The following is a 22,698-nucleotide window of genomic DNA, read 5'->3' as shown; positions in this document are numbered from 1 at the left end:
CAGGATTGACAGAAATTTCTGTTGTGCCTTGGTTGCTACTTTCGGTAATATGTCATTAATGCTATTCATTTGGTGCTTTGATTCATTACTTGCACCTTATCCGATGAATAGCTTTTTTGTTCCCCTTTTTTTATGTCCGAAGTATTGTTAAAGTAAGCTTAATGAATCTGGTCTAGGTAACACACCTTATGCAATTACAATTCGTTGCTCACAGCTTAAATTTTGATACAGCCAATCCTTTCGACCAAGCGATTGAGCAAATTGTTAATGAAGAAGGTTATCCTGTAATGGTTACTCCTTACTTCTCATTATCAGTAATTCAAAATATATGTAGCGAAATACATTGTGTTTTGCATTTGGTGACAGACTTAGAAGAAATCAGAAACAACATTAGGAGTGAAAATGAGTTTGAATCATTTGTTCAGCTAATTGAAAATAATCAGGTAACTCTATTTGATATTCCGTCTCTTCACGCCAAAATATTTGTGAGAGGAACAAAGATTCTTATTGGTTCAGCTAATTTCACAAATTCTGGACTTGGACAAAACCATGAAGCTAGTATTTTCGTACACGATGCACAATTTACTTTAGAGGTATTCAAATGGGTTGAGAGTTTAACTAATGGTAGAGATTCAATTAATTTAGATCAACTAAGATCTGCTTATCAGTCAGCATTAATTTTGAAAAGAGTTGAAGCTAATGAAAATCAGGCAGTCTCTAAAACGTATCTTGCCAAGTCAATCAAGGTTTCTAAATCTAAGTACGGCAAGAAGAAAGAACCTAAGCAAAATCCTAAATCAGCTTTAAAAATTAATACAGAAGTTGTCCAGATCTTGCAAACTGTCTTTCCTAGAAAAGCAGATCTGTTGAAAGCATTAGAGCTAATTAATATGCTTAGACGTATTGTAAATGATGATCTATTTCTAGAAAGAGGGCTATCTGTAACATTTAGAAGTAATAGTCGATTAGTTCTAAATCTAGGTCAATGGAAAGTATTAACATTCAAATACATTCCCCAGAAGTCAGTTTTAGAGATAACTATATGTATTGATTTCTCTGAATATACTGATTTAAAAGGACAATATGCTTGGAAAAATGATATTGCCCTTGAATCAATAGATTTTGCTTTCAAAGAACACAAGTTTGATGGGCGCTGGTCGAATGGAAAAGACGTGAGGCTTGTATGCTTTCCTTGGAATTCAAGTATATCAATACCTGAAAAACTATTAGAGAAATGGCATACCGCGATTCTTACAGCTAAACAAGCATTTCATCATTGGCAATCAAGCTCTTATATGCGATGGCATAGACCAGAGTTAGCAGAGTTTTTGTTTTCAGCAAATTCTGAATCCCTAGATCTAATTTATCCACCAAACAAATAGATATTATGATGCAATCACTTAAAAATTTACATTTTTCCACTCTATCGAAGTCCAAGCACTCAGTATCAGTCAAATTATTTAGCTTGATGCTTTTCAACCTCATCATAGCTCCCGCACTCTATGCCGCTAATGCTGCAAGCTTCACCAAATTCCAAGCCTACGCTTTAGGGCTGTTAGGAATCGTCACCTTTGCATTTTCTATTTATCTATTCATCGTCATGTTCCAACCAGAGAAGTTTTAGTTTTTTGGCTGTTAGCGATTAGCGGTTAGCGGTTAGCCATTAGCGGTTAGCTAGTAAATCTGAAAAAGCTAAAAGCTAAAAGCTAAAAGCTAAAAGCCAATAGCTAAAAGCCAATCCCCAATTACCAATCCCCAAATCTATGAACGAAATTATCAAAGCCCTTCGTATCACCCTCACCCTTTGGGTACTCGTTGCTGTGATTTATCCTTTGGGAATATTAGCGATCGCCCAATTACCATTCCTCTCCTATCAAGCCAATGGCAGCCTCATCCGCAATGCTCAAGGGCAAGTAATTGGTTCGGCTCTAATCGGACAGCCTTTTACCAGCGATCGCTATTTCCATAGTCGCCCTAGTACTACTAGCTACAGCACTGCTGATCCGAATAAAGATGATGCGGGTATTCTTAAAACAGGTGTTTCGGGGGCAAGCAATTTAGCTCCTAGTAATCCTGATTTGCTGAAGCGAATTAAAGCAGATATATCGAAATTCCAACAATCAGGAATCTCAACAACTGCTGATTTGGTCTATACCTCTGGTTCTAGTCTCGATCCCCATATCACACCTGAATCCGCAAAAGCGCAAGTTGCCAGAATCGCTCAAGTCCGCAAAGTTGAACCTAGTCAACTCGAAAAGCTAATTGATCAAAATAGCGATCGCCGTTTTCTCGGTATCTTTGGCGAAGATGGTGTAAATGTATTGAAATTAAATTTAGCTTTGGATTCTTTATCCCAAAATTGATTTACTTGGATATATTCTTGGATGCATTAATGAATTGATTTATATTCCCAAAATAATTTGGGACCAACGATCAAAACTTGTTCATTTGGCATAATCAATTCCCAATATGCTAAACCAGAATCATCCTGTGAATCTGGCTTTACAATAAATTGATAATTGTCTTCAAAAAACAAAGTTAAACCCATTGAGATATCATCAATAACAAGATCATTTAATTTCTTCTGTTCTAGTTGCTTTGCTGTTTCTAAAACTTGAGTTTTTGATTCGATGAAATTCCAAGCAAATGGAAACATTTCTTGTTCTACTCTATTGTAGTTGTCAATATCGGATATGAGAACTTTATTGTTGTGCTTTAAGAGCCATCCTGTTGCTCTTGTACTCAACTGCCAACTTCCTTTAGTCAAATGTGCCAATTTGGGATGAGAATATGCTCTCATCTCACCAAAATCTAACTGCAATTCGTCACCATAACTAAAGTCAATTTGATGACAAGTTTCACCAACAATTTTTTTAGTAATTATTTGAAAAATTTGCTTTAACTCCGTTTGCGAGTCGAAGATAGAAGTTTGAGTTGACATAACTAGATATTCTCCAAAAAATCTTTAGCTTTCTGACTAAGTTCATCCCAAGTAAAATCTCCTCTATAATTTAATGTCCCACCATAACCAAGCTTTTTCTCAATCTCAAGAAACTTTCCGAAATCTTTTCTCTGTTGTACTGACATATTGTAGTTTTTAGCGATCGCATCAACCTGCTCAAGATCCTTCTTTCTGCCCATTAATACATCAACCCAAGAATCATAGAAAGTATAGCATAGAGCATATAAAAAAAGGAAAGGCAAACATCATGATTAAAACCCATCGGCGCGGCAAACATAAGATATTCATCGGTATGAGTCCAGGCGTGGGCAAAACCTATCGAATGCTAGAGGAAGGACATCGCTTAAAAGCAGAAGGCATTGATGTAGTCATTGGTTTGCTAGAAACCCACAATCGGGCTGAGACTGCGGAAAAAGCCCAAGGTTTAGAGCTAATTCCCCGTCAAAAGATTAGTTGGGAATCGGTAACACTCACGGAAATGGATACGGATGCAATTCTCAAGCGGCAGCCGCAACTAGCTCTAGTGGATGAATTAGCGCATACAAATATACCGAATGCAGTCCGTGAGAAGCGCTATCAAGATGTGGAAATTCTCCTTGAGGCTGGCATTGATGTCTATTCCACTGTTAATATTCAGCATATTGAGAGCCTCAATGATACGGTGGCAAAGATTACGGGTGTGATCGTGCGTGAACGGATTCCCGATCGCGTTCTCGAAAATGCTGATGAAGTGGTGGTGGTTGATGTTACGCCTGAAACTCTTCAAGAACGCTTACAGGAAGGCAAAATCTATGCTCCTGAAAAAATCGATCAATCCCTAAATAACTTCTTTCAGCGCCGCCATTTAATTGCACTTAGAGAACTAGCCTTGCGGGAAATTGCTGACAATATCGAAGACGATCTACAAGCTCAGGATTGTTCAGGTTCTTCTACTAACCTTGTTTGTAATATTCATGAAAGGATTTTAGTATGCGTTTCTACTTATCCTAACTCGCTTCAGCTATTACGCAGGGGCGCAAGGCTTGCCAACTATATGCACGCGCAACTTTATGTTTTGTTTGTCGATGATCCTGATCGCTTTTTGACCAAAGCCGAAAGTTTGCATATTGAGACCTGTGAGCGATTATGCAAAGAATTTGGTGGTAACTTTATTAGGGTGCGCGATAGTAACGCTTTAAAAGCGATTATCGATACGGCTAAAGGCTATCGAATTACGCAAATTGTCATGGGCGAAAGCCAAAAGTCAAGATGGCAAATTCTATTTAAAGGTTCGCTCACTCAAAGGATTTTACGGTTGCTCAAAAATGTTGATATTCACATTATTGCGACCAGTAACACTAAAGATTCAGAGCGCATTTAAAACTTTGATAGGACTTACCCAAAAAGGCTTGAAAATCGCACTTTACAGTAGGGGCAATTCATGAATCGCCCCTACAATAAAATGATTTTGCGTAAGTCCTAAGTTTTCAAATTTTCCCTTGTGGTTCGATCATTAGTCTATGATTTCTCGTAAAAAGTCCTTTTATTGTCAGCCTTGGGCAATCCTGTTAGGGATAATGCTCTGGCAAGGTCATGGCAAGTCTGCCCTATCACAGGTGGGCGAATATTGCCGATTTGAGCAGGCGGATGCCGATCGCAAGGAGCAGTTACGTCTAGCTGCTTTTGATGACAATGCCAGCTATAGCGCCAAACTCAATGCTGTCAAGCAATATCTGGATCTCGTCACGCAGCATAAACAACAGCTAGAAGCCTGTCGTCGCCAATCTTGGCTACAGACCCAAGGGGTTTGGCTGCGGCTCTATCCTTGCGATTTGCAAAATGGCAGGCTAGAGGCATTGATGGATCGGATTGTCAATCAAGGCTATAACCAAGTTTTTGTGGAAGTATTGTCTGATGGTAAGGTGTTGTTACCTGAGTCTGCCAATACCACTGCATGGAGTTCTTTGGTGACAGGCGATCGCTACAAAGATGCTGACCTGTTGAAACTGGCGATCGAAAAGGGGCGATCGCGGGGTTTAAAAGTCCATGCTTGGCTATTTGCCATGAATTTTGGCAAGGGTTACGCCCAAGGGGTTGACTATCGGGGCATATCGCGTCAGTCGGCGGCAAGACAGGAGGCGATCGCCCGCAATGGCAACGGCGACAGCACCATTTCCATCATCGAAGAAACTGGCAAAAATCCTCAAGGTGAAGTCCCCAATACGGAGCAGTTATTTATCGATCCGTACAATCGCCAAGCCCAAATTGACCTGTATTTAGTGGTCAATGAAACCTTGAGGCGCAATCCTGACGGCGTGGTTTTTGACTATATTCGTTACAAACGTGGCGCAGGTGCAGCTTCGATCGTGAGCAATGTGCGCTATCTCTGGATCTATGGTCAAGCCTCTTTACAAGCTCTACGCGATCGCGCCCAAAACCAACAGGGACGCGCCCTATTAGAGCGATTTCTCCAGCAGGGTTTCATCACCAATAACGATTTGCTAACCGTCAAAAAACTTTATCCCCAAGAAACCACACCCCTCTGGCAAGGATTACCATCCTCATCTTCCCAAGCGCCCCTCACCTATTGGCAAAATCAAATCTGGCGCTTAGCTGTCGGTCACGCTTTTATTGGTGTCACCTATTTTTTGGACATCATGGCTCAGCCCGTATTGCGCCAAGGGATAACCGCAGGGGTCGCCTTTTTCTCTGATGGCAATCAGCCTGTGGGCAATGGCTTTGACTCACGGATGCAGCCTTGGCACGTCTTCCGTAGCAATTATGAATGGCAACCAATGGCCTATGCTGTCTGTGGCAAACCTGACTGCATTGTTAACCAAGTCCGCAGGGTGTTTCAGACCGCATCGCCGAGGACAAAGATCTCGCCAATTTTAGTTGGGCAATGGGGTTCACCCTCTGCCAATCGTCCCTCTTTGGAAGTGCAAATGCAGGCAATCCGCACCGCCTTCCCATCGATAAATTCCATTAGTCACTTCGCCTTTAGTTGGCAAAATGAACAACTAGCATTCACGCGATCGCGTCAGTTTTGCAATTTAAGTAGCTAGGCATTAAAACCTAAAGCCAGAATCTGTTCCACCCGTGTAGTGGGCAGGACAGATGGCTAGGTTGTTAGTTTATTTATGACTGGATGTGCCTTGGTATTGTGCATGAATGAGTTGCCAAAAAATTTTGCCAAAACAGTCAACAAATTAGGTACGGTTTTTCGGTATCATAAGCAGCATATTCCAAGTAAAAATTAAATTTATATAAAGGGCAATAACAGCAGTGACTATCAGGGTAGCGATTAATGGATTTGGACGCATCGGACGTAACTTTCTCAGATGCTGGGCTGGGCGCAAAGAAACAAACATAGAAGTAGTTGGACTTAACGATACATCTGATCCTCGCACCAACGCTCACTTGCTCAAGTATGACTCCATGCTTGGCAGGTTTGATGCTGAAGTAAGCGCCGATGACACCACAATTACCGTCAATGGTCGCACGATCAAAACAGTGTCTGACCGTAACCCCGACAACTTGCCTTGGAAAGACTGGGGCATTGACTTGATCATTGAATCTACGGGTGTATTCATTGACAAGGCAGGAGCAAGCCGTCACATCAATTCGGGTGCTAAGAAGGTATTGATCACTGCACCTGGTAAAAATGAAGATGGCACTTTTGTGGTCGGCGTAAACGAAGATCAATACAACCACGACATTCATAACATTATCAGTAATGCTAGCTGCACTACCAATTGCTTGGCTCCTGTGGCAAAGGTGATTTTGGAAAACTTTGGCATTGTCAAAGGTGTGATGACCACCACCCACAGCTACACAGGCGACCAACGCTTGCTAGATGCTAGCCACCGTGACTTGCGCCGCGCTAGGGCTGCGGCATTGAGCATTGTCCCGACTTCTACAGGTGCAGCTAAGGCTGTAGCGCTGGTATTGCCACAACTCGCAGGTAAACTCAATGGCATTGCCTTGCGTGTGCCTACCCCTAACGTTTCAGTCGTGGACTTTGTTGTAGAAGTTGAAAAAGCAACGATCGCCCAAGAAGTCAACGAAGCTTTCCGTGCTGCGGCTGAAGGCAGTATGAAAGGCATCTTGGAATACAATGAATTGCCTTTAGTCTCCATTGACTATCGCGGCACAGACGCTTCTTCGATTGTCGATTCATCCTTGACTATGGTTATGGGTGGCAACATGGTTAAGGTTGTAGCTTGGTATGACAATGAGTGGGGCTATAGCCAAAGGGTAGTAGACCTTGCTGAAGTCGTAGCGAAGAATTGGAAATAATAATAAAAGAAAAGCAAAAAATAGCTTGCCATTTTTTGCTTTTAAAATCTTCCAAAAAGGGTTGTGCTAAGCACTGCCCTTTTTTTTATGGCAAATACAGCTATTTCGCTGATGTATAGATACAAAACAATACAGTTACATTAGATAAGGAAATGCAGCTATTGCCCCCTGCATTAGGACATCTGCAAGATCAAATATGAGTAGTGACAGCTATCAAACAAGGGACTTTTTGCAAGTGAAGCGAAGTCACGCTTTCAGAAATTTCTCTGAGCGATTCTAAGCCAAAACGCTAGTGCTATTTTCTGCACCTAAACGTCACAGGGTAGAAAGCCACCTTATCTTCAAATTTTTGCCTTAGTCATGGTCATGAAAATCCCCGCCGTACTTTCAACAATTGGTGATTTTTGCAAACGCAATCAACAACAGTTAATTGCTGGCGTAATTACACTATCGGTGTCCTTGGGGATGTTGGCAATGCGCGAAAATGGTGCTTTTAAACAGGTGGAGCTATGGAGCTATGACATGATGATGCGATCGCAACTCCATGAGCCGCCCGATCAGCGCATCGTCATCATCGAGATTTCGGAAAATGATATTCAGAATTATCGCTGGCCCTTTAGTGATCGCCTATTTGCGAAAATGATTAACCAGCTTTCGCGGGCTAAGCCTGCGGTGATTGGCGTTGATAAATATTTGGATCTGCCTGTACTGGAAGGGCGTGACGAACTGGTCAAGGCGGTGAAAGACGCTGGCAATGTTGTTAATGCCAAGTTTATTGCAATCGTGGAGGGACGTAAAGGGATTGAACCTGCGGCGGATTTGGCAAAGATTAGTATCCATGGCTATGTGAACCTAATTACTGACAAAGGGGCGATCGCAAGGCGGACAGCGATCGTGGCAGATACAGGCTCCTTTGCCTTTGAAATTGCCAATCTATATCTCCAGAGAATCCATAATCAACAAATTGAGTTTAATCCCAGTGCAATTCAATTTAAAGCTGGTAAACAAATTATTCCTAGACTCACCGAAGATTATGGGGCATACCATGAAGAAGATGCCAGTGGCTATCAGATTATGATCCGTTATCGCAGTACGCCAAGGGGGTTTAAGCATATTCGCGCCACGGATATTATTAATGGCAATTTTGACCCCGCTTTAATTCGCGATCGCATCGCCATTATTGGTGTCACCGCCGAAAGCCTCAAAGACAGCTACCCCACCCCCGTTAATAGCGATGATGAAGTGATGTATGGGGTGGAGATTCATGCCAATATTGTCAGTCAGTTAGTCAGTGCCACCCTCGAAGATCGCCCATTTATACAAGTATGGTCAAAGGAATCTGAAAAACTATGGATAGTGGGCTGTGTAGTTGTGGGCGGGGCGATCGCGATTTTCATTGCCAACGTATTTAAAAATTTGGGACTCTTAGCCATACTTAGTGGCGGCATTACCTATGGCTGTACCTATGCTTTTGCCCAAGCCCTATGGCTACCGATCTTCCCATCGTTACTTGGCTTAGTAACCGCCAATGTATTAGTAATGGCTTATCAACTGGCAGTGCAGCAGGCAGAGCGCAAATTGTTGATGGGCTTATTCTCGCGCCATGTTTCCAAAGAATTAGTGGATATTATTTGGAATAATCGACAGCAATTTATGGAGGATGGCAGAATTACAGGGCAGGAAGTCTATGTGACCGTCTTGTTTACGGATATGCGAAATTTTAGTACGGCGGCGGAAGCCCAAGCCCCTGGAGAAACCCTCAATTGGCTCAACAATTATCTTGGCACGATCGCCGATGAAGTCTTGGCGCATGGCGGCATGGTTGATAAATATATTGGTGATGCGGTGATGGCGGTATTTGGTGTACCAATTCCCCATAGCAATGAAACGGAGCGTACCCGCGATGCTCAATCGGCGGTGGCGGCATCTCTGGCGATCGCCCAAAAACTCAAAGAGATGAATGATGTTTGGGTCTCTCAAGGCTTACCACCCGTAACCACAGGCATCGGCATCAATTCGGGAATTGTGATCGCGGGTAGTTTGGGAAGCTCCGATCGCTTGGAATATTCGGTCTTAGGCGACACGGTAAATATTGCAGCAAGGTTAGAAAGCTTTAATAAAGAAGTCGATGGTGGTCCCCACCATATTCTGATTAGCGAAGAAACCCATAACCGTCTTGAAAATAACTTTGCCACTGAGTTTGTCTGTCGTTATGCCCTCAAGGGCAAAACCCAAGAAACCAGTATTTATCGAGTTCTCGATATTCAGAAAAGCATAAATCAACTCAGCCCTGCCAGTTCGGCTGAAGCGTAAGCGCGGTAAACTCACCCTTGAGCCAAAAATCCAAATTCCTGTAGGGCGGGTAAAAAGTTACTGTTTTCGTGGTGGGAGGTACTGAGCTTGATGAGGGCAAATTTTTGCAGAGGAGTAAGATGTAGCCATTGGTGCAGATTGATCGGCTGTGGTTGTATTTCTAAAGATAGTTCCTGAATATGCGCCATGACTGTCTCAGGAATTTGATCAGAGAACCATTCAGGAACAGAGGCGATCGCCAAATCATTGGGATAAATCTGGAATTGAGCAAATACTAGCGATCGCAGGGTTTCGCGATAATTAGCTATTTCAGAGGGGCGATCGCAGGGTAAATCGATCAGCATTTGCCGATGTAGCTCATCAAAACTAAGCCAATGTTGCAATTTCAGCTTAACGCCGCAGGTATCCAGTTTGTACCTTACCTGCATGGGGATACAGCGCAAGGATTCCACAAAATCAGCTTCAAATTCAAAAAATTGCCACATGGTTTTTATCGGTCAAGTCTTGTTCATAGAGGCGCTTTGCGCCTCTATCATTAGGCGCTAGTCAAGAAAAGAATGACATCACCTTCCTGCACGACATACTCTTTGCCTTCACTTCGCACTAGTCCCTTAGACTTAGCCGCAACCATAGAGCCGCACTCAATCAGATCTTTAAAAGCGACGGTTTCCGCCCGAATAAATGCTTTTTCAAAATCAGAGTGAATCACGCCTGCGGCTTGGGGCGCTTTCATACCCGCATGAATTGTCCAAGCTCTTGCTTCCTTAGGCCCAACCGTAAAATAGGTGCGTAAGCCCAATAAATGATAGGTGGCGCGAATTAAAGATTTTAAACCGCCTTCTTTGACACCGAGAGATTCTAAAAAGTCTAGTCTTTCTTCTTCGGGCAGTTCTAACAATTCTGATTCCACTTGCGCCGAGACGATCGTCACTTCGGCATTCTCATTGGCAGCGATCGCTTTTACCCGATCAACATAGGCATTGCCTGTGGCGAGATCATCTTCAGAAACATTGGCGGCGTAGATCGTGGGCTTGAGGGTTAATAGTTGCAAAACCGAAAGAGACTGTCTTTCCTCATCGGTCAGGTTCGCCAGACGGGCAGGTTTACCTGCGTCAAGGACTTCTCGCACCTTCTCAAGGGCAACTAATTCAGTCTTTGCTTCAGAATCATTGCTGCGGACTGCCTTGCGGGTGCGATCGATGCGGCGATCAACCTGTGTCAAATCTGACAGGGCAAGCTCTAGGGTAATGATTTCAATGTCGCGGGCAGGATCGATGGATGCTTCCACATGGATGATGTCGTCATTCTCAAAACAGCGCACCACATGGACGATCGCATCGCAGACGCGAATATTGCCCAAAAATTGATTGCCTAGACCTTCGCCCTTGCTTGCGCCCCTGACTAGCCCCGCAATATCCACAAATTCGACACGGGTGGGTACAGTCTGTGCCGACTTGCCCACTTCGGCAAGGGTGGTGAGGCGATCGTCAGGGACAGATACTGAGCCAACGTTAGGTTCGATCGTGCAGAAGGGAAAGTTGGCTGCCTCCGCTTTGGCATTGGCAACGAGGGCATTAAATAACGTAGACTTGCCCACATTGGGGAGTCCGACAATCCCAGCTTTGAGCATGGCTAGACGAAAATTTGGTTTGAGGTTGTGCCTATTGATTCTGTCATAAAAGCTGCAAACTGCAAACAGATGAGATTATTCAGGACGATAGCCAAGGTCGGCTAGTTGAAAACGGGACGATCGCCATTTGGGTTGGACTTTGACAAAAATTTCTAGATGCACCGCGCCCATAATTAACTTTTGCATCTGTTCTCTTGCCTTTGTGCCAATTTCCTTGAGCATTTGTCCCTTTTTGCCAATGAGAATTCCCTTTTGCGAATCACGCTCCACATGAAGGGTTGCCATCACACGGGTAATCTTTGGCTGTTCATCCACTTGATCTATGCTAATCGCGACAGAATGGGGAACCTCTTCCCTTGTCAACAATAGAACCTGTTCGCGAATTAATTCACCCATGATGAAGCGCTCGGGCTGATCGGTTACAAGGTCGGGGGGGTAGTAGTAGGGACCAAGGGGGAGGCGATCGCACATGATGGTTTGTAATTCAGCTAGACCTGCGCCCGTAGTTGCCGAAAACTGCACAACTTGCCAGCCATGCTCGGCAGCAAAGCTTTCATAACTGGCGATAATTTCTGCACCACCATCAGTCAATTTATCGATTTTATTTACGCCCAAGATCGCAGGTGCTTTGCTTTGTAAGATCGTTTCCGCCACAAAGCGATCGCCTGAACCCATGCGATCGCCTCCATCAACCATCAAAATCGTGAGATCCACTGAGGAAATTGCGCCGATGGCATTTCTAACAATTGTCTGCCCTAGTAAATGGTGCGGCTTGTGAATTCCTGGGGTATCCACTAGAACAATTTGGGCATGGGGCAGAGTCAAAATACCACGTAGCCGATTGCGGGTAGTTTGGGCAACGGGGGAGGTAATCGCAATTTTTTGACCAATCAGGGCGTTGAGCAATGTCGACTTTCCGACATTAGGGCGACCAACTAGGGCGACAAACCCTGATTTAAAATCTGTACTGGGTTCTGGAATCATGGAGGTAAAATTTATGCTTTATGCCAATTCATGAGTATAACAACACTTTTGTGAATTAAAAACCAAACCTAAAAAGGGTTTTTACAGCAATTACCAATAATCAAGATTGTCAAAATGTAGTGTATAATACAGAAGTAAGTTTCGGATTGTGATCCTAAAAATATGAAAACCAACAAAATTAATCAGCAAGTCAAAAATAATGATCGCGATCGCCAAAGATTTCTAGCACCTCTTGACAACGAAGAACCCGCCGATCATTTGCATCAAAACTACCGCCATTGGTCATGGCTGCCTAAACCTAAATAATGCCAACGCTAGAGATGGCATACTCTTTCCCGCTTTTAGTGTCGATGCTGGGACTGGAAAGCAAATAATTATAGCCCTTTGTGCTTAAACCCAAACCAAGGAGAAAATTTAAGAGCTTTACTTGGCAATACTTTAAATTTTCTCCTGTGGTACGTTTGATCGGTAATTACTGTAGGTTTAGGGGAATCGTTATCTCCTGATTTTTTGTAAATGTGACTGAATACCCTAAAATGGGAAATGGTATTTAATATACAAAATTTGCATCATGGCCGATCGCCAAATTCTGCTTGACTTTGAAAAACCGATTGTTGAACTAGAAAATCGCATTGCCCAGATTAGGGAACTCGCACATCAAAATGATGTGGATATGGGCGAGCAGATTACGATGCTAGAGCAACGCGCCGAGTTATTACGGCGAGAGATTTTTTCAGGGCTAGGCGCAATGCAAAGGATGCAGATTGCTAGGCATCCGCGTCGCCCTAGCACCCTTGACTATGTACAGGCGATTACTGATGAATGGCTAGAACTGCATGGCGATCGCCGAGGTAATGATGATCCTGCGTTAGTGGGCGGACTGGCTCGTATTGGCGATCGCCCCGTAGTGATTTTGGGGCATCAAAAGGGGCGCGATACTAAAGACAACATGACCCGTAATTTTGGCATGGCATCCCCTGGGGGCTATCGCAAAGCATCACGGTTGATGGATCATGCTGATCGCTTTAATTTGCCGATTATTACCCTCATCGATACCCCTGGGGCATATCCGGGGGTGTCGGCGGAGGAGCAGGGACAGGGCGAGGCGATCGCGGCAAATCTGCGGCAAATGTTTGGGTTGCGCGTTCCGATTATCTGCACTGTCATTGGTGAAGGTGGCTCTGGGGGAGCATTGGGCATCGGCATTGGGGATCACATTATGATGTTTGAGAATTCTGTCTATACGGTGGCGACCCCCGAAGCCTGCGCGGCGATCCTGTGGCGTGATGCCTCCAAAGCAGGTAAAGCGGCTGAAGCCCTCAAAATCACTGCTCCCGATCTGAAACGTTTAGGCATTGTCGATTACATCATCGAAGAGCCTTTAGGGGGTGCTCATCGTCAGCCCTTAAAAACCGCCGAAAACCTTAAAGCCGCGATCGTCTCGAACCTAGATCGCCTTAGTAAATTATCCGTAACTGATTTGCAGGAATTACGTTATCAAAAGTTTCGGAAAATGGGCGTGTTTCTAGAGTCATAATAGAGGCGGCGCGAAGCGCCGCCTCTATTATTTGCAGCATTCTAAGCCTTGTTATAAATTGCTTCGTTCGCCTTTGCGGACGCAAATAAATCAACTACAGGGCGAGGATAATCAACCCCTAGTCGCACCTCAAACCGCTTCTGCTCGATCGCTTGTAACTGCCAAGGTTGATGAATTTTGCTGGCGGGAAGATGTGCTAACTCTGGTAGCCAATGTTTAAGGTACTCACCTTGGGGATCATAGTCTTGGGACTGCTTATTGATATTAAAAAAGCGGAAACCCCGCGCATCATTGCCGATGCCTGCGGTGTAGTTCCAATTACCCCAATTACTGCAAGGATCGTAATCAATCAGCAAAGACTCAAACCACTCTGCCCCCATTTGCCAATTAATGCCCAGATTTTTGGTTAAAAAACTAGCGACATTCTGTCTACCGCGATTGGACATATAGCCCGTTGCTGAGAGTTCACGCATATTTGCATCGACAAGGGGATAACCCGTCTTGCCTGTTTGCCATATCTCAAAACGCTGCCAATCTTCGCGCCAAGGCAAAGCTAGCCCCCGCAAGCCCGTAATCTGAAATAGTTTATTGCCATGTTTTGCAGCAATGAAGCGAAAATAATCGCGCCACAGCAATTCAAAAATTAGCCAATAGGTAGAATCATTGGCTAGGCGATCGCTTTCATATTTTTTGACCTGAGCATAGATACTGCGGGGGCTAAGGCAACCCAGAGCCAGCCAAGGCGACAATTTAGAAGAATCATCGGCATAGAGCATTCCATTACGGGTTTCTTTATAAACTTGGAGGCGATCGCTTTGCCAAAAATAATGATCTAACCTTTGCCATGCGGCGGTTTCCCCACCTTTAAATTGCAAAACTTGGCGATCGCTTAGACTTGGTTCGGTCAAATTAAAGGTTTCTAATTTGGGAACTTCACCAAAATCGATTTTATTGTGATGATCTCTCGGATTTGGTAATTCGTAATTCGTAATTCGTAATGGATCGCGTACTTGCAAATCCCGTTCTACCTGCTTCCGAAAATGTGTGAATAGTTCTGGCAATTTGGCGATCGCAAAAGGAAGATCATCGGGGTGTAACAAGGTGCTGCCCCAGAATTCTCTGAGGGCAATGTCAGTACCTAATTTCTGGATTTGCGATCGCAGATTTTTAGTTACTTGTAGTTCCTCATCGGTCACTTCTTGATGGTAGTAAATCGCGCCAATATCCAAAGTTTGGACAAGCTCTGGCAGTACATCTTCGGGCTTGCCGATGCGGATGATTAAATCGGAATGCAGCGATCGCAGGTTCTCGCGTAAGTTGGTGACAGACTCTAGTAAAAATTTGGCACGAAATGCTCCAGTTTTGGCAAAACCAAAGGCTGTCTCTCCAAAATGGCGCGGATCGAAGCAATACACAGGGAAAATATTTCCACCCTTTTGCTTTACAGTTTCAGCAGCACGGTATAGGGTTTCACAATCCTGCGTTCTCAGGTCATTACGGAACCAAACTAAAATATTTTGACGAGACATTTTGACGATTAATATTTTGATTATTACTAATGTTATGTGGAAACTTCTAAAGCCCTCACCTCTAGCCCCTCTCGCGTAGGAGAGAGAACAAGAAAATATTAGAGTTTTCTCCCCCTCTCCTGCGGGAGAGGGGGCTGGGGGGTGAGGGTTCTACGTAACATCAGTTATTATAGAAAAAATTTTAAAAGGCTTGCTTTGCAAGCCTTTTAAAATTTTTTCTGACTTTAACGCTCCACGATTTGAAACTGACGATTTAAGAGATTCATTCCTAAAGAAATGCTTAGGCTAATGGTGAGATAGACCGCCATAATGATCAAAATGACATTTACAGGTCGCCCCGTTTGATTGATGGTAGTGGAGGCAATGCGATAAATGTCGGTGTAGCCGATCGCGATCGCCAAGCTGGAATTTTTAGCAATATTCACATATTGACTGGTGAGGGAGGGAATAATTACGCGCAATGCTTGGGGTAATACGATTTTTTGCAGGGTTTGGAAATTGCTTAAACCTAGAGCCTTAGCTGCTTCTGTTTGTCCTTTGGGAACCGCCAAAATGCCGCCGCGCACAATTTCAGCAATAAAGGCACTGGCAAACATGGTCAAACCCATCACCAAGGCGCAAAATTCGGAACTCAAGGTCATTTTCAAGGCAGGAAAAGTAATGCCATCCTTAGCAAGGATCGCGAAACCGAGGCGATCGCCAGTGGCGGGCAAGCTCAAAAAGATGGCTGAATACCAAAAGAACAGTTGCAATAACAACGGCGTATTTCGTAAGATTTCCACATAAACCTGCGACAGGTGCTTAACTAGCCAATTATTTGATAATCTAGCAACCCCCACCGTTATGCCGATCGCGGTTGCTGATAGGATGCTCACGGCGATCACTTTGAGAGAGTTGAGCAATCCCACCTGTAGGGCTTTGGTATAACTATCAGAGGCTTTGTAAGGAAAAGGTGTATCGGCAATATCAAAGGAGGCGGGATCGGCGAGAAAGTCAAAACTGATCGCCAGCCCAGAGCTTCGCATATTTCGCGCTAGGGTATTCCATGCCAAGATGCTGCAAGTAATTACCATCGCCAAAAAGATGATTTGGGCGATCGTGCGCCAATGCCAAATATTGCGAAACCATTTGCTCAAAGGATGCTGCGCCATAAACCTTAAAAAATATATAAGATTATTGAAAAGCGGCGCGAAGCGCCGCTTTTCAATCTAGAAAACCACTGTAAGTGCATTCTAGCTTCATTCTAGATCTGCTTTAGCTCGTTCGACAGCTTAGCAACCATATCCTTTGCGCCGCCGAATAGCATCATCGTTTTTTGATGGTAAAACAATTCATTTTCCACACCAGAGAAACCTGCATTCATGCCCCGCTTGATTACGATCGCATTTTTAGCCTTATCCACTTCCAAAATTGGCATTCCGTAAATGGGGCTTGCCTGATTAGTCCTTGCCGCAGGGTTAACCACATCATTTGCACCAATGATCAGCACCACATCCGTATTCTCAAACTGCGTATTGATATCATCCATATCATAGAGTTGCGAATAGGGAACGTTGGCTTCCGCCAGCAGCACATTCATATGCCCAGGCATTCTGCCAGCCACAGGATGGATTGCAAACTTCACTTCCACCCCCTTACGCTCTAGCATATCCGACAGTTCGCGCACGGCGTGTTGTGCCTGCGCCACCGCCATGCCATAACCTGGCACGATTACCACCGATCGCGCATAGCCGAGCATCATTGCACATTCTTCAAGATCGATGGTTTTCACGGTTTTGTTGCTATTGTCTTCAGCGCTACCATCGGCGGCGATCGCAGTACCAAAGCCGCTAAACAGCACATTTGGCAGGGTGCGATTCATGGCTTTGCACATAATTTGCGTCAAAATCAAGCCCGATGCTCCCACCAAAGCTCCTGAAATAATCAGCACATTATTCATTACCACAAAACCTGCGGCACTGGCGGCAACCCCCGATAGGGAGTTGAGCAGGGAAATGACTACGGGCATATCGCCGCCACCAATGGGGATCACGAATAATACACCAATGAGTAAGGAAAGTGCGTTAATGGTAATAAAAACGGGCAGGTCTTGAGGATTGACAACCAGCAGCACCGTACCAATGCCAAAGCCCACTAATAGAAAAATATTGAGAACCTGTTGATAGGCAAAGCGAATGGGTGCGCCGCCAATCAAGCCTTGCAACTTGGCAAAGGCGATCGCACTGCCTGTAAAGGTAATATTTCCAATTAGAACGCTGATAATAATTGAAAGATTATCGACAATGGGCAGATCGTTACCCAGACTAGTCACCTGCCAATAGGCTCCCACCGCCACAAGGGAAGAGGCTAAGCCCCCCAGACCATTGAGTAAGCCCACCATCTGCGGCATATCGGTCATAGCGACCTTGTAAGCGATGAGGGAGCCGATCGCTGACCCAATGGCGATCGCCACCATGATCAAGCCATAGCTCAAAACCTGTTTGTCTAGCAATGTGCCAACCACCGCCAACAACATAGCGATCGCCCCTAGCAAGTTACCGCGCCTAGCCGTCGCAGGGGAACCCATCTGCTTAAGTCCGATGATAAACAGAGATGCCGCGACTAAATAGGCAAGTTGAATCCCTGTTGGCAAGTAGTCCGCTAAGGAATTTGAGAAGGAACTAGTTATATTTGCAATCATGGTGAATTATACTTCCTTCTTTTTAAACATTTGTAACATTCGGTCAGTAACGAGAAAGCCGCCCACCACATTGATCGTGGCGCAAACCACAGAAAGCAAGCCCAATATCACCGACAAATTGGGATGGACATCACTACCCGCCACAATTAACGCTCCGATGACGCAGATCCCCGAAATTGCATTAGAGCCAGACATTAGCGGCGTATGTAATGTGGGCGGTACTTTATTGATCACTTCAAAGCCCGCAAAGGAGGCAAGCACTAGCACAAAGAGAGCGCCGATTAGTTGTTCATTCATGTGTGAATTATTTATTGCTTAATTGATTGCTTAATTTGGGACTAGTTGCGCGATCGCGTCTTTAACGCGCTGGTTGAGAATTGCACCAGCATGGGTGACACAGGTGCTACTGATAATGTCATCCTCAAAGTCAAGATGAAGTTCGCCCTTCTTAATCAAATGATTAAGAAGATTCAGCAAGTTTTTGGCATATTTTTGTGAAGCATGGATCGGCATCGAGGCAGGTAAATTGATGGGAGAAATAATTGTGACCCCATGACTGATCACATCGCGCCCCGCCACAGTGCCTTCACAGTTGCCACCCTGCTCACCCGCCAAATCGACAATGATCGAACCACGCCGCATCTGGGCGATCATTGCTTCTGTGACCATCACAGGCGCTTTGCGTCCTGGCACTTGGGCAGTGGTGATCACAATATCGGCTTCCTTGATATGCTTTGCCAGCACAGTTTGCGCGTGTTGCTTCGCCGCTTCCGAAATCTCCTTAGCATAGCCGCCTGATGCAGTGGTGTCTTCTTGGAGAATCACATCAATAAACTTTGCGCCCAAGCTCTGCACTTCTTCGCGCACCGCAGGACGAATGTCGTAAGCCTCAACCTGTGCACCAAGACGACGGGCAGTGGCGATCGCCTGTAATCCTGCCACGCCTGCCCCCAACACTACCACCTTTGCAGGCGGGATCGTGCCAGCCGCCGTGGTCAACATCGGTAAATATTTGGGCAAGGCGGCAGCAGCAACTAGTACTGCCTTGTAACCCGCGATCGAGGCTTGGGAAGACAAAGCATCCATGCTCTGCGCCCGACTACTACGGGGGATCATCTCCATACTCATCGCCGTCACACCCTGATTAGCAAGGCGGCGAATCAGTTCGGGTCTGCCCAAAGGATTGAGAAAACCAATGGTAATTTGACCAGAACGAAACATATCCACTTCTTCCTCACGGGGTGCGCCCACCTTGAGGAGAATGTCTGACTCTGTGATTAAGGTAGCTTTATCAGTGACAATCGTTGCCCCAGCTTCGACATAGGTGCTGTCGGCAAAATAGGACGCTTCACCCGCATGACTCTCAACCAATATCTCTAAGCCATTTTTGACTAATCGACTGACTACTTCAGGAATGAGAGCAACTCTCCGTTCTCCAAATTCAATTTCTTTAATAACGCCTATTTTCATTCGCGCTCACATTGAAGTTATTAGATCTAAAAAATTCATTTAAGTAGCTAATTATAAGTAAACTTAAAACCCTGAAACTTTGACCGCCCACGTAGCGGGCAGTCAAGGCTCTGGGTTTTAGTTTGAACTATGCTGAGCTATTTAGATTAAGTCTATTAATGCTTGTTTAGGGGAACTTGTGGGCGATTCTTTAGATAATCTTTACTCTGCTGTAAAGAATTAAGAAGAACTGTTGAGCGATGTAATGCAATGTTGTAAGTAGCTCAGTTTAATTAAAATCCAAAACCAGAGTTTGTTCCGCCCGCGTAGCGGGCGGAACAAACTTCTTGGTTTTTAGACTGCTAAAATTATTGCAGGTACAATCTCTAAACATCATGGTTATTGCCAACTCTCCATCATCACTAACCATCCTCGAAAATGGCGATCGCCTCAATCGTGAAGAATTTGAGCGGCGCTATACAGCATCAAAAATCAAAAAAGCCGAACTCATCGAAGGTATCGTCCACGTGGCATCTCCCTTACGCTTTACCCCTCATGGTAAACCTCACAGCAACATCATTACTTGGCTTGGGACATACCAAGCGGCGATCGCGGGGTTAGAAGTGGGCATTGAGCCAACCGTCCGTCTGGATAATGACAATGAACCCCAACCCGATGCTGTTCTGTTTCGTATTGATGGCAATGCCAGAATTGACGATGACGGTTATATATCAGGCGCACCCGAACTCATCGCTGAAATCGCTGCTAGTACAGTTTTCTATGATCTGCACAGCAAAAAACGTACATACGAACGTAGCGGCGTAAAAGAATACATTGTCTGGCGGACACTAGATCGCCAAATTGATTGGTTTATTCTCGAAAATGGCAAATATAGTCAATTAGAATCTGATGCATTAGGAGTTATGCGTAGCCAAGAGTTTGCGGGTTTGTGGCTAAATGTAAATGCTATTTTGAGTAACGATATGTCCGCAGTGCTGCAAACCTTGCAGACTGGACTGTCAACCCAATAAGCGCGAGTCCACTCACTTTTTGGGTTTATGCCCTAGCAAGACTAGCGATGACTATAAAATCTTGACCTTGTTTTTTTAAGAATATTATTTGACCATTTTAGGAGATGTACCTATGGCTTTTATTGTCTCGGCGATCGCCTCTTTAACTTCGATTTTGGTATTTCTCAATAGTAAGCATATTGTTGAGAATCGCATTGCTCAACTAGTGATCAGAGCGATCGCGGGTTTAATCGGCGTACTAACCACACTCAGTGCAGTTTCCCGCTTGGTAATTGTGATCCCCGCAGGCAATGTGGGCGTGGAGGACTTTCAGGGCAAGGTTATCGATCGGGCTTTACCCGCAGGTTTACATGGCATCAATCCCTTCTCGCGTATTGTGCAGTACTCCACACGCATTAACAACGTCAAGGAAGAGATCGCCGCCACTTCTAGGGAAGGACTAGCCCTAGGCATTGATGTGGCAATCCAATATCGGATTGATCCCAGCCAAACACCAAAGATTTATTTAAACATTGGTACTCAGGAAAAAGAAATTGTAATTTCCCGATTTCGCTCCATTTCCCGTGAAGTGATTGCCAGCTATACTGCTGAACAGGTCTATGCCACGAAACGGGAAGAAGTAAGTATAAAACTTGCCGAAAAGTTGAGAGAGCAGCTTGCCCCCCTAGGGTTTATTGTCGATGAGGCATTGTTACGCAATGTGATAATACCTGAAACTTTACAGGCGGCGATCCAACAGCGTTTAAAAGCGGAACAGGAAAACCTCCAAATGAAATTTGTCTTAGAAAAGGAAAGGCAGGAGGCAGATCGCAAACGCATTGCGGCTCAAGGCAGTGCCGATGCTCAAAAGATATTAGCGGAGGGGCTAACACCTGCGGTGTTACAGCTAAAAGCGATCGAGGAAATGAAAAATTAGCGCAATCGCAAAACTCTAAAATTATCATCCTTGGCAACAACCAAAATACGCCGCTAATTCTGCCCGTAGAACGCAATCCCTAAGCAATCCCTAAAAGTTGGGGAGCGGTACTTTACACCTTTCTCCTGCCATGTTTGAGATGCAAAATCAAAATATTTTGTCGATCGCTAGTGGGTGATGTGACTCGAACTGTTAAAATTTTTTTTAAGTTTAAATACGTTTTAAATTAAATGCATTGATATTCAGTTGACACTCTCAGCGCTGACATAGGCGAAATCAAGGGGATGTCAAGGTTGTTGTTAGATTAGGATCGCCCATAGTGAGAATTGCCGTAGATGCGATGGGTGGGGATTTTGCCCCACGCGAAGTGGTTGAGGGAGCCATACTAGCTCAAACTCAATTAAATGTAGACATAGCTTTGGTGGGCGATCGCGATATTCTTGCGAACTACCTCAAGCAAAATGGTCATCGCGAAAGCGATCGCCTCGAAATTGTGCCATCGGAAGGCATCATTGAAATGGAGGATGAGCCTCTCGAAGGTTTACGCCGTAAGCCCAACTGCTCCATTGCCGTTGCTATGAATCTGGTCAAGCGCAAACAAGCCAACGCGGTGATATCGGCGGGACATTCAGGTGCGGCGATGGCGGCGGCATTATTGCGGCTAGGTCGCTTGCCAGGCGTGGATCGTCCTGCGATCGGGGCATTATTTCCCACCCAGATCCCCCATAAGCCTGTTTTATTATTAGATGTCGGCGCAAACGTGGATTGTCGCCCCAAATTTTTAGAGCAGTTTGCGATCATGGGTTCCCTGTACAGCAAATATGCGATCGGTATCCAAGATCCGCAAGTGGGCTTGTTGAATATTGGCGAAGAGGCTTGCAAGGGTAACGAATTGGCACTGCGCGTACATCAGGCTCTACAGGATAACCACCAAATCACCTTTGCGGGTAATGCCGAAGGGCGCGACATTCTCAAGGGACAGTTTGATGTGATTGTCTGCGATGGTTTTGCGGGCAATGTGGTTTTGAAATTTGCGGAAGGAGTCGGCAATGCGGTCATGCAAATCCTCAAGGAAGAACTGCCCAGAGGTTGGCGCGGTAAACTCGGCGCAATGTTGCTAAAACCCAACCTTAAAAAAGTAAAGGAACGCATTGATGCCGATGAGTATGGTGGGGCATTGTTGCTAGGCGTAGCGGGTGTTTGTGTGATTGGGCATGGTAGCTCGAATGCGATTAGTATTCGCAATGCTATTCGGGTGGCTAAGGATGCTGTCGATAATGATGTTTTAGAAAGAATTCGCGGTCAGATTAAGCCCAAGATATCCGTGCCTGTGGATGATTTGCCCGATGATCCACCCACCTAGTTTCCTGCTAGAAAATACTGATTGAT

General features: G+C 44.8%; 22 protein-coding genes. 12 read left to right on the top strand and 10 right to left on the bottom strand.

Annotated features, from left to right (window positions below):
* The first annotated feature begins 188 nt into the window (after window positions 1-188).
* The 3 genes from H6F44_RS12475 (at window position 189) to kdpC (ending at window position 2,363) form a co-directional block, all read left to right on the top strand.
* The gene (locus H6F44_RS12475) at window positions 189-1,382 is read left to right on the top strand and encodes a phospholipase D-like domain-containing protein (RefSeq protein WP_190351287.1); all 1,194 of its coding nucleotides are present in this window, start codon (window positions 189-191) and stop codon (window positions 1,380-1,382) included.
* Between the two features lie 5 nt (window positions 1,383-1,387).
* Window positions 1,388-1,624, top strand: coding sequence for a potassium-transporting ATPase subunit F (locus H6F44_RS12470; RefSeq protein ID WP_190351286.1), 237 nt, complete (start codon window positions 1,388-1,390; stop codon window positions 1,622-1,624).
* A 139-nt stretch (window positions 1,625-1,763) separates the two neighbouring features.
* A complete protein-coding gene (gene kdpC, locus H6F44_RS12465) occupies window positions 1,764-2,363 on the top strand; it encodes a K(+)-transporting ATPase subunit C (protein ID WP_190351285.1) in 600 nt (199 codons plus the stop codon).
* 26 nt (window positions 2,364-2,389) lie between these two features.
* Here kdpC and H6F44_RS12460 read toward each other — a convergent pair whose 3' ends face one another.
* Window positions 2,390-2,941 carry a hypothetical protein gene (locus H6F44_RS12460; protein WP_190351284.1) on the bottom strand — a complete coding sequence of 184 codons (552 nt, stop codon included), beginning with the start codon at window positions 2,939-2,941 and terminating at the stop codon, window positions 2,390-2,392.
* Between the two features lie 2 nt (window positions 2,942-2,943).
* Window positions 2,944-3,204: a hypothetical protein gene (locus tag H6F44_RS12455; RefSeq protein WP_242016554.1), complete on the bottom strand. Its 261-nt coding sequence runs from the start codon at window positions 3,202-3,204 to the stop codon at window positions 2,944-2,946.
* 5 nt (window positions 3,205-3,209) lie between these two features.
* Between H6F44_RS12455 and H6F44_RS12450 the strand changes: the two genes are divergently transcribed.
* The 4 genes from H6F44_RS12450 to H6F44_RS12435 all read left to right on the top strand — a co-directional run bounded on the left by H6F44_RS12450 (window position 3,210) and on the right by H6F44_RS12435 (window position 9,553).
* On the top strand, window positions 3,210-4,322 hold the full coding sequence (locus tag H6F44_RS12450; RefSeq protein ID WP_190351282.1) for a universal stress protein: 1,113 nt from the start codon (window positions 3,210-3,212) through the stop codon (window positions 4,320-4,322).
* 139 nt (window positions 4,323-4,461) lie between these two features.
* Window positions 4,462-6,006, top strand: coding sequence for a family 10 glycosylhydrolase (locus tag H6F44_RS12445; protein ID WP_190351281.1), 1,545 nt, complete (start codon window positions 4,462-4,464; stop codon window positions 6,004-6,006).
* Between the two features lie 220 nt (window positions 6,007-6,226).
* Window positions 6,227-7,240, top strand: coding sequence for a type I glyceraldehyde-3-phosphate dehydrogenase (locus H6F44_RS12440; protein ID WP_190351280.1), 1,014 nt, complete (start codon window positions 6,227-6,229; stop codon window positions 7,238-7,240).
* Window positions 7,241-7,606: 366 nt separating this feature from the next.
* Window positions 7,607-9,553: a CHASE2 domain-containing protein gene (locus H6F44_RS12435; RefSeq protein WP_190351279.1), complete on the top strand. Its 1,947-nt coding sequence runs from the start codon at window positions 7,607-7,609 to the stop codon at window positions 9,551-9,553.
* 11 nt (window positions 9,554-9,564) lie between these two features.
* Here H6F44_RS12435 and H6F44_RS12430 read toward each other — a convergent pair whose 3' ends face one another.
* The 3 genes from H6F44_RS12430 to era all read right to left on the bottom strand — a co-directional run bounded on the left by H6F44_RS12430 (window position 9,565) and on the right by era (window position 12,167).
* The gene (locus tag H6F44_RS12430; protein ID WP_190351278.1) at window positions 9,565-10,038 is read right to left on the bottom strand and encodes a nitrate reductase associated protein; all 474 of its coding nucleotides are present in this window, start codon (window positions 10,036-10,038) and stop codon (window positions 9,565-9,567) included.
* A gap of 50 nt (window positions 10,039-10,088) precedes the next feature.
* Window positions 10,089-11,183, bottom strand: a complete 1,095-nt coding sequence (gene ychF, locus H6F44_RS12425; RefSeq protein ID WP_190351277.1) for a redox-regulated ATPase YchF — start codon at window positions 11,181-11,183, stop codon at window positions 10,089-10,091.
* Between the two features lie 75 nt (window positions 11,184-11,258).
* Window positions 11,259-12,167 carry a GTPase Era gene (gene era / locus H6F44_RS12420; RefSeq protein ID WP_190351276.1) on the bottom strand — a complete coding sequence of 303 codons (909 nt, stop codon included), beginning with the start codon at window positions 12,165-12,167 and terminating at the stop codon, window positions 11,259-11,261.
* A 162-nt stretch (window positions 12,168-12,329) separates the two neighbouring features.
* Here era and H6F44_RS12415 point away from each other — a divergent pair, with 162 nt between their 5' ends.
* Together H6F44_RS12415 and H6F44_RS12410 are read left to right on the top strand one after the other, a co-directional pair.
* Entirely contained in the window at window positions 12,330-12,473 is a 144-nt protein-coding gene (locus tag H6F44_RS12415; protein ID WP_190351275.1) for a hypothetical protein, read from the top strand.
* Window positions 12,474-12,738: 265 nt separating this feature from the next.
* Window positions 12,739-13,704, top strand: a complete 966-nt coding sequence (locus H6F44_RS12410; protein ID WP_190351274.1) for an acetyl-CoA carboxylase carboxyltransferase subunit alpha — start codon at window positions 12,739-12,741, stop codon at window positions 13,702-13,704.
* 41 nt (window positions 13,705-13,745) lie between these two features.
* On the opposite strand, the gene H6F44_RS12405 is transcribed toward H6F44_RS12410, so the two are convergent.
* From H6F44_RS12405 to H6F44_RS12385, 5 genes are all read right to left on the bottom strand, one after another.
* On the bottom strand, window positions 13,746-15,233 hold the full coding sequence (locus H6F44_RS12405; RefSeq protein ID WP_190351273.1) for a DASH family cryptochrome: 1,488 nt from the start codon (window positions 15,231-15,233) through the stop codon (window positions 13,746-13,748).
* 224 nt (window positions 15,234-15,457) lie between these two features.
* Window positions 15,458-16,384: an amino acid ABC transporter permease gene (locus H6F44_RS12400; RefSeq protein ID WP_190351272.1), complete on the bottom strand. Its 927-nt coding sequence runs from the start codon at window positions 16,382-16,384 to the stop codon at window positions 15,458-15,460.
* Between the two features lie 92 nt (window positions 16,385-16,476).
* Entirely contained in the window at window positions 16,477-17,913 is a 1,437-nt protein-coding gene (locus tag H6F44_RS12395) for an NAD(P)(+) transhydrogenase (Re/Si-specific) subunit beta (RefSeq protein ID WP_190351271.1), read from the bottom strand.
* A gap of 6 nt (window positions 17,914-17,919) precedes the next feature.
* Window positions 17,920-18,210: an NAD(P) transhydrogenase subunit alpha gene (locus tag H6F44_RS12390; RefSeq protein ID WP_190351270.1), complete on the bottom strand. Its 291-nt coding sequence runs from the start codon at window positions 18,208-18,210 to the stop codon at window positions 17,920-17,922.
* 30 nt (window positions 18,211-18,240) lie between these two features.
* Window positions 18,241-19,383 (bottom strand): Re/Si-specific NAD(P)(+) transhydrogenase subunit alpha, encoded by a 1,143-nt coding sequence (locus tag H6F44_RS12385; protein ID WP_190351269.1) that lies wholly within the window; start codon window positions 19,381-19,383, stop codon window positions 18,241-18,243.
* Window positions 19,384-19,757: 374 nt separating this feature from the next.
* On the opposite strand from H6F44_RS12385, the gene H6F44_RS12380 reads away from it, so the two are divergent.
* From H6F44_RS12380 to plsX, 3 genes are all read left to right on the top strand, one after another.
* Window positions 19,758-20,393 (top strand): Uma2 family endonuclease, encoded by a 636-nt coding sequence (locus H6F44_RS12380; RefSeq protein ID WP_190351268.1) that lies wholly within the window; start codon window positions 19,758-19,760, stop codon window positions 20,391-20,393.
* Window positions 20,394-20,505: 112 nt separating this feature from the next.
* Window positions 20,506-21,309, top strand: coding sequence for a prohibitin family protein (locus tag H6F44_RS12375; RefSeq protein ID WP_242016553.1), 804 nt, complete (start codon window positions 20,506-20,508; stop codon window positions 21,307-21,309).
* 319 nt (window positions 21,310-21,628) lie between these two features.
* Window positions 21,629-22,672 (top strand): phosphate acyltransferase PlsX, encoded by a 1,044-nt coding sequence (gene plsX / locus H6F44_RS12370; RefSeq protein WP_190351267.1) that lies wholly within the window; start codon window positions 21,629-21,631, stop codon window positions 22,670-22,672.
* Window positions 22,673-22,698 lie beyond the last annotated feature (26 nt).

The organism is Pseudanabaena cinerea FACHB-1277, assembly GCF_014696345.1.
In the GTDB taxonomy this organism is placed as follows: Bacteria; Cyanobacteriota; Cyanobacteriia; order Pseudanabaenales; family Pseudanabaenaceae; genus Pseudanabaena; species Pseudanabaena cinerea.
This window is presented reverse-complemented; position numbering and strand designations above follow the sequence as displayed.

What these genes read in the sequence shown, in the direction of transcription:
- H6F44_RS12375 (WP_242016553.1), top strand. Translation starts at nt 20,506, where the DNA reads ATGGCTTTTATTGTCTCGGCGATCGCCTCTTTAACTTCGATTTTGGTA.
- era (WP_190351276.1), bottom strand. Translation starts at nt 12,167, where the DNA reads ATGATTCCAGAACCCAGTACAGATTTTAAATCAGGGTTTGTCGCCCTA.
- H6F44_RS12430 (WP_190351278.1), bottom strand. Translation starts at nt 10,038, where the DNA reads ATGTGGCAATTTTTTGAATTTGAAGCTGATTTTGTGGAATCCTTGCGC.
- H6F44_RS12445 (WP_190351281.1), top strand. Translation starts at nt 4,462, where the DNA reads ATGATTTCTCGTAAAAAGTCCTTTTATTGTCAGCCTTGGGCAATCCTG.
- kdpC (WP_190351285.1), top strand. Translation starts at nt 1,764, where the DNA reads ATGAACGAAATTATCAAAGCCCTTCGTATCACCCTCACCCTTTGGGTA.
- ychF (WP_190351277.1), bottom strand. Translation starts at nt 11,183, where the DNA reads ATGCTCAAAGCTGGGATTGTCGGACTCCCCAATGTGGGCAAGTCTACG.
- H6F44_RS12470 (WP_190351286.1), top strand. Translation starts at nt 1,388, where the DNA reads ATGATGCAATCACTTAAAAATTTACATTTTTCCACTCTATCGAAGTCC.
- H6F44_RS12460 (WP_190351284.1), bottom strand. Translation starts at nt 2,941, where the DNA reads ATGTCAACTCAAACTTCTATCTTCGACTCGCAAACGGAGTTAAAGCAA.
- H6F44_RS12435 (WP_190351279.1), top strand. Translation starts at nt 7,607, where the DNA reads ATGAAAATCCCCGCCGTACTTTCAACAATTGGTGATTTTTGCAAACGC.
- H6F44_RS12385 (WP_190351269.1), bottom strand. Translation starts at nt 19,383, where the DNA reads ATGAAAATAGGCGTTATTAAAGAAATTGAATTTGGAGAACGGAGAGTT.
- H6F44_RS12450 (WP_190351282.1), top strand. Translation starts at nt 3,210, where the DNA reads ATGATTAAAACCCATCGGCGCGGCAAACATAAGATATTCATCGGTATG.
- H6F44_RS12400 (WP_190351272.1), bottom strand. Translation starts at nt 16,384, where the DNA reads ATGGCGCAGCATCCTTTGAGCAAATGGTTTCGCAATATTTGGCATTGG.
- H6F44_RS12380 (WP_190351268.1), top strand. Translation starts at nt 19,758, where the DNA reads ATGGTTATTGCCAACTCTCCATCATCACTAACCATCCTCGAAAATGGC.
- H6F44_RS12415 (WP_190351275.1), top strand. Translation starts at nt 12,330, where the DNA reads ATGAAAACCAACAAAATTAATCAGCAAGTCAAAAATAATGATCGCGAT.
- H6F44_RS12395 (WP_190351271.1), bottom strand. Translation starts at nt 17,913, where the DNA reads ATGATTGCAAATATAACTAGTTCCTTCTCAAATTCCTTAGCGGACTAC.
- H6F44_RS12405 (WP_190351273.1), bottom strand. Translation starts at nt 15,233, where the DNA reads ATGTCTCGTCAAAATATTTTAGTTTGGTTCCGTAATGACCTGAGAACG.
- H6F44_RS12390 (WP_190351270.1), bottom strand. Translation starts at nt 18,210, where the DNA reads ATGAATGAACAACTAATCGGCGCTCTCTTTGTGCTAGTGCTTGCCTCC.
- H6F44_RS12475 (WP_190351287.1), top strand. Translation starts at nt 189, where the DNA reads ATGCAATTACAATTCGTTGCTCACAGCTTAAATTTTGATACAGCCAAT.
- H6F44_RS12410 (WP_190351274.1), top strand. Translation starts at nt 12,739, where the DNA reads ATGGCCGATCGCCAAATTCTGCTTGACTTTGAAAAACCGATTGTTGAA.